This window comes from Microvirga tunisiensis (genome assembly GCF_009296175.1).
Taxonomy (GTDB): domain Bacteria; phylum Pseudomonadota; class Alphaproteobacteria; order Rhizobiales; family Beijerinckiaceae; genus Microvirga; species Microvirga tunisiensis.
The window spans coordinates 1-1,052 of record NZ_VOSK01000839.1 but is presented as its reverse complement, the minus strand read 5'-3'; the positions used below and the strand labels follow the sequence as shown (position 1 = coordinate 1,052).

Annotated in this window: 1 protein-coding gene; it reads left to right on the top strand. The window is 61.7% G+C overall.

Annotation, left to right across the window (positions count from 1 at the left end):
* Positions 1–845: reverse transcriptase domain-containing protein (locus FS320_RS44005; protein WP_210252269.1), on the top strand; the 845-nt coding region annotated here is incomplete at its 5' end.
* Positions 846–1,052 lie beyond the last annotated feature (207 nt).

The following is a 1,052-nucleotide window of genomic DNA, read 5'->3' as shown; positions in this document are numbered from 1 at the left end:
TGACCTCATGGCTCACCCGGACCTTGAGCATCGGGGGTATTATCTTGCGCCTTGGCATCGGCGCCTCCGTGATCGGGCCATCGCGTCCTGGACGGCCGACACAGCATCAACGGCGCACCCAGGAAACCATTGCCATACCGCGTTCGCAGCCGATCCCACGGGATCGTCACCGTGAGATCAAAGAGGAGTTTTGCACCATTGTAGGTGGGGTGATCTCACCACTGCTGGCCAATCTGTACATGCGCCGGTTTGTGCTGGGATGGAAGAAGCTCGGGCTGGAGCACAGCCTCGGCAGTCGCATCGTGACCTATGCGGACGACCTCGTGATCCTGTGCAGGAAGGGTAAAGCCGAAGAGGCCTTGCACCGCCTGCGCGAGATCATGGGCAAGCTGAAGCTGACGGTGAACGAGGAGAAGACACGCATCTGCAAGGTACCGGAAGGCGAGTTTGACTTCCTGGGGTACACGTTCGGACGGATGTATTCGGCGAGAACCGGCCAGGCCCGCCTGGCGCAACGGCCCTCGAAGAAGAGCATCCGGCGCGTGGTCGAGAAGATCCATGCGCTGACCGCCCGAGCAGGGACATGGCAAGAGACCACAGGGCTGGTGGGCAAGTTGAACCGCACGTTACGCGGCTGGGCGAACTCCTTCTCAGTAGGCACCGTCAATCCGGCGTATCGAGCGCTCGACACCGACACAGCGGTGCGGTTGCGCCGGTGGTTGCGTTCCAAGCACAAGGTCAGGCGACGCAGGCGCGGAGCTTATCCCCTCTCGCACCTCTACGGGCATTTTGGGCTCGTACGCCTGAGCCGGCTTGGGCACGACGTGCCATGGGTGAAGGCGTGAGGTCTTGTCCGAGAGCCGGATGCGGGAGATCTGCATGTCCGGTTCGATGAGCGGGGTGTGGAAACGGAGCCACGGCTCGGCTAGATCCTTAGCACAGTGATTTTGACGGTTTGACACCGCCAAGCTCGTGCTGCGGACTTCGCATCTGGTACCGAGGCCCCGTCCAATGGGGATCAATCCACTTGCAGATCCCGCACCGCTTCGAAG